Source organism: Actinomadura sp. CNU-125, from assembly GCF_001942465.1.
Lineage (GTDB): Bacteria > Actinomycetota > Actinomycetes > Streptosporangiales > Streptosporangiaceae > Spirillospora.
Map to the genome: position 1 here is coordinate 1 of NZ_MKJY01000341.1, position 4,667 is coordinate 4,667.

Annotated in this window: 6 protein-coding genes and 1 pseudogene; all 7 read left to right on the forward strand. The window is 71.1% G+C overall.

Features of this window, described 5'->3' with window-relative positions:
- A partial coding sequence (locus tag BJF79_RS32425; protein WP_075903179.1) for a phosphoadenosine phosphosulfate reductase family protein occupies window positions 1-693 on the forward strand: 693 nt, incomplete at its 5' end.
- The gene (locus tag BJF79_RS32430; RefSeq protein WP_075903181.1) at window positions 690-1,058 is read left to right on the forward strand and encodes a hypothetical protein; all 369 of its coding nucleotides are present in this window, start codon (window positions 690-692) and stop codon (window positions 1,056-1,058) included. The genes BJF79_RS32425 and BJF79_RS32430, both read left to right, overlap by 4 nt.
- Entirely contained in the window at window positions 1,055-1,939 is an 885-nt protein-coding gene (locus BJF79_RS32435) for a PD-(D/E)XK nuclease-like domain-containing protein (RefSeq protein ID WP_075903183.1), read from the forward strand. Before BJF79_RS32430 ends, BJF79_RS32435 begins: the two co-directional genes overlap by 4 nt.
- Complete coding sequence (locus tag BJF79_RS32440) at window positions 1,932-2,675, forward strand: hypothetical protein (RefSeq protein ID WP_075903185.1); 744 nt, start codon at window positions 1,932-1,934, stop codon at window positions 2,673-2,675. The genes BJF79_RS32435 and BJF79_RS32440 overlap by 8 nt, the downstream gene beginning before the upstream one ends.
- Window positions 2,672-3,475 carry an exonuclease domain-containing protein gene (locus BJF79_RS32445; RefSeq protein ID WP_075903187.1) on the forward strand — a complete coding sequence of 268 codons (804 nt, stop codon included), beginning with the start codon at window positions 2,672-2,674 and terminating at the stop codon, window positions 3,473-3,475. The genes BJF79_RS32440 and BJF79_RS32445 overlap by 4 nt, the downstream gene beginning before the upstream one ends.
- A gap of 46 nt (window positions 3,476-3,521) precedes the next feature.
- Window positions 3,522-3,941, forward strand: coding sequence for a YciI family protein (locus tag BJF79_RS32450; RefSeq protein ID WP_075903189.1), 420 nt, complete (start codon window positions 3,522-3,524; stop codon window positions 3,939-3,941).
- Between the two features lie 15 nt (window positions 3,942-3,956).
- Window positions 3,957-4,667: pseudogene (locus tag BJF79_RS32455) on the forward strand (RNA polymerase sigma factor); the annotation flags it as partial.

A 4,667-nucleotide genomic window follows, 5' to 3' on the forward strand; every position in this document is an offset into this window, starting at 1 on the left:
GAACTCGTCCGCGAGGTCGACGCCGCCGACCGCGTCACCGTCGTGCACAACGACCTCGGCACCACCGACTCCGGCCTTCCGGTCGAGTGGCCCGGCACCGCCGACCTCGCCCGAGAGCAGGCCGCGCACTACGGGTTCCGGTTCGAGATCACCCGCCGCGAGAAGGGCGGCCTGTTCCAGCAGCTCCGCACCGAACGGCTCATGTTCCCGAGCTCGCCGGCGCGCTGGTGCACTTCGGATCAGAAGACGTCGCAGGGACGGAAGGTCGTCACGCGGCTCGTCACCGAACTCGACCTCAACCGCCCGGCGGAAGTCCTGTACTGCCTGGGCCTGCGCGCCGACGAGTCCCCGGGACGGGCCCGCAAGCCGGTGATCGAGGTCGACAAGGCGGGCACGTCCGGGCGCCGAACGATCCGCCGCTGGCTCCCGATCCACGACTGGGCCGAGACCGAAGTGTGGGACCGCATCACAGCAAGCGGCGTCCCGTACCACCCGGCCTATGACCAAGGCATGACCCGCCTGTCGTGCTCGCTGTGCGTCCTCGCGAGCCGGGACGACCTGGTTCGCGCGGCTCGGCTCCGCCCCGACCTCGCCGCGGAGTACGCGGCGCTTGAGGTCGAGTTGGGCCACCAGTTCCAGGCGGACAGGTCGATGGCGGACATCATCGCCGCGGCGCAGGCGGTGCCCGCGTGACCGCCACCCAGGACCGGGCGTCCGCCGTCTCGTGCGAGGGCACGGCGGACGCCCCCACCACCACCGCCATCACCGTCGCGCTCCTGCGCCTCGAAGTCGCCACGTGGCAGCACACCAACACCCGCAACCCGATCGCCGCCGCCGACCAGCAAACCAGCGTCGCCGACACCCGCACCGCCCTGGCACTCGCCCGCGGCATCCCGCCCCGCCACATCGACCCCGCCACCGGCGTCGACCTGTCACCCCGCGCCTACCGCACCGCACGCAACACCTGGACGCGGGACACCGCACCGGCCGGGCTCGACGAATGGCTCGCTCGCGCGCCGCACATCGTCGCCGCCGTCGAGGAGGCGATCACCCAATGACCGCCGCACCCGACACCCTCACCATCACCAAGCCCGGCGTCTACGACGACATCCCCGCGGACCTCTACCACAGCGATCCCGTCCCCGGCGGATCCCTGTCGAGCAGCGAAGCGCGCCGCCTCCTACCGCCGTCCTGCCCCGCCCTGTTCCGCCACTACAAGGACAACCCGTCCGCGCGGGAGACCACCAAGGCGCTCGACTTCGGGTCCGCGGCGCACTCCATCGTCCTCGAAGGCGACGAGTCCGCCATCGTCGAAATCGACGCGGAGAACTACAAGACGAAGGCGGCCCAAGCCCAGCGCGACGCCGCCCGGCTCGCCGGCCGGGTGCCGCTCCTGCCGCACGAACTCGCGACCGTCCGCGCCATGGCGAAGGCGATCAAGGCCAACCCCATCGCGGCGAAGCTGCTGGAGGCAGGGCAGGCGGAACGGTCCCTGTTCTGGGCCGACCCCGAAACCGGCATCCGCCGACGCGCCCGCCTCGACTGGTCCCGCGACCCCATCGGCGGACGCCGCGTCATCGTCCCCGACTACAAAACCGCCGTGAGCGCGGAGCCGCGGAAGTTCTCCCGCGCCGCCCACGACCACGGCTACCACTGCCAAGCCGACTGGTACCTCGACGCCGTCCAGGCCCTCGACCTCGCCGGGCCGGACGCGGCGTTCCTGTTCATCGTCCAGGAGAAGACCGCCCCCTACGTGGTGACGGTCTGCGAACTCGACGCCGACGCGATGGCTCTCGGCCGCGCCCTCAACCGGGCCGCACTCGACATCTACCGGCGCTGCGTCGAGACCGGCCGCTGGCCCGGCTACTCCGACGACATCGTCCACATCTCCCTGCCCCCGTGGGCTGCCAACGACCTGGAGGCCATCCCCAATGACTGAACTCTCGATCCGCGACGACAACACCCCGGACCAGCAGCAGCCGCAGGACCCCGCGCAGTCCGCCCCGACCAACATGAGCGAACTCGCGCAGTGGGCACAGGACGCCCGCCAGGCCAACATCATCTCCGAGTCAATCGCCAAGACGTCGTTCGTCCCCGACTCCTACCAGCGCAACCCCCACAACGTCACCGCCGCGATCCTCACCGGCCAGGAACTCGGCCTCCCCCCGATGGCGTCGCTGCGCGCGCTGGACATCATCTACGGCGTCCCCGCCCTCCGCGCCCACGCCATGCGCGGGCTCCTCCAGTCCCGCGGCCACAGCGTCCAGCTCGTCGAGTCGTCCGACACCCGATGCGTGATGCGGGGCCGCCGGAAGGGCGAGGAGGACTGGCAGACCGTCACCTGGACGATCGACCGCGCGGCGAAGCTCCTCGGCGGGCTGAAGAACCAGTGGGTCAAGCAGCCGCAGACGATGCTGATCGCCCGCGCCACCGGGGAGATCTGCCGGCTGATCGCTGCGGACGTGCTGTACGCGGCGCCGTACGCGGCCGAAGAGCTGGACGGGGACGGGCGGCCGGAGCCGACGTATCGGGCGGAGCCGGTGACGGCGGCGGAGATCCTCGACGACGACGGGCCGGGCGAGAAGGCCGACCCGGACGCCGACGCCGCCGAGCAGGCCGCGGCCGAGGCCGACGAGCAGGACCCGTGGATGGTCCCGGCGGGCGGTGACCGATGACCGGTTGGTTCATGGGACGCATGGCCGCGCTCGATTTGGAGACCGACGGCCCCCGGCCCGAGGAAGCGCACATCGTCACCGCGTGCGTCGCGATCATCGACGGCTCCGGGCAGAACGCCCCCGACGTCACCTCATGGGTCCTCAAGACCCGCCGCCCCATCCCCGCGGAAGCGGCGGAGATCCACGGGTACACCACCGAACGCGCCGACACCGAAGGCCGCGACCCCGCCGAATGCGTCAAGGAGATCGCCACGGCCCTGGGGAAGGCGACCGCCGACGGCATCCCGCTCGTGGCGTTCAATGCTGTGTTCGATCTGACCTGCATGGACAGGGAGATGCGGCGGCTCGGGCTCGGGTCGATCACTCCCGACGGGCTGCAGGTCGTGGACCCCTTCTGCATCGACAAGGCGCTCGACAAGTTCCGGTCCGGGAAGCGAACCCTCACGGCCACCTGCGAGCACTACGGCGTCTCACTCGACGGCGCCCACGACGCGACCTTCGACGCGATCGCCGCGGCGCGCCTCGCATGGAAGATCGCACGCACCAACCCGCAGATCGCTCGCCTGTCACTCGACGAGCTCCACAAGATGCAGGTTCGCGCGAAGCATGAGCAGGACATCGACCTCGCGGCCTACTTCCGCAGGCTCGCCCGGCAGAAGCGGAACGTTGAAGACCAGGTCGCGCTGAACGCCGCGAGACCCGATCATCGTCGCGTCGGAGGCGGCGGCGCGGCTCCCGGGAAAAAGTTTTTGAAGAAGTCCGGCGGAGGTGTTGATCCGCGGTTCCGCCGTTCGACCTAGGGGTGAGCGGGCCCGCAGGGGGCCCGCGGGACCAGGGAGACGCACGATGAAGTACATGCTGATCTGGCGGGCGACCGACGAGGCGTTCGCGCAGATGGGGGACGTCGACTTCACCGAGATGCTCGAGACGGTCGGGCGGTTCAACGAGGAGATGATCAAGGCCGGGGTGCTGCTGGCCGCGGAGGGGCTCGACGACGCCGCCGAGGGCGTGGTGGTCGATCACGCGGCGGAGGTTCCCGTGGTGACCGACGGCCCGTACGGGGAGACCAAGGAGCTGTTCGGCGGGTTCTACATCCTGAGCGTGGCCTCCAAGGAGGAGGCGGTGGAGTGGGCCAAGCGGTCGCCGATCACCGGGCCCGGGTTCAAGACCGAGATCCGGCGGGTCACCACGATCGACGAGTTCCCGCAGGACAACGAGTGGATCCGGAAGGAACGCGCGTGGCGTGAGGCGACCGGGCAGCTCTGACCGGGGCGAGGGGCGATGACCGAGTCGACGGGCCGCGAGGCCGTCACCGCCGTCTGGCGGATCGAGTCCGCGCGGATCGTCGGGGCGCTGGCGCGGTACACCGGTGATTTCGCGCTGGCGGAGGACCTGGCGCAGGAGGCGCTGGCGGAGGCGCTGGTGAACTGGCCGCGCGACGGTGTGCCGCGCAATCCGGCGGGGTGGCTGCTGACGGTCGGCAGGCGCCGGGCGATCGATGCGTTCCGGCGGCGTGCGGCCCGTGACGACAGGTACGCCGTCCTCGCCCGTGAGCTGGGCGAGGGCGGCGCCCTTTCGGGGGGTGCGCCCGCCGGTGCGGGCGGGGAGGACGATGACGTGCTGTGGGATCCGGATCGGATCGACGACGATGTGCTGGCGTTGATGTTCGTGTCGTGTCATCCGGTGCTGGCGCGGGAGGCGCGGGTGGCGTTGACGCTGCGGGTGGTCGGGGGGCTGACGAGCGACGAGATCGCGCGTGGGTTCCTGGTGCCGACGGCGACGGTGCAGGCGCGGATCACGCGGGCGAAGAAGACGCTGGGGGCGGCGCGGGTGCCGTTCGCGGTGCCGTCGGCGGCCGAGCGGGCGGAGCGGCTGGGGTCGGTGCTGAGCGTGATCTATCTGATTTTCACGGAGGGGTCGTCGGCGAGTTCGGGGGTGAGCTGATCCGGTCGGATCTGGCGGGTGAGGCGCAGCGGCTGGCGCGGGTGCTGT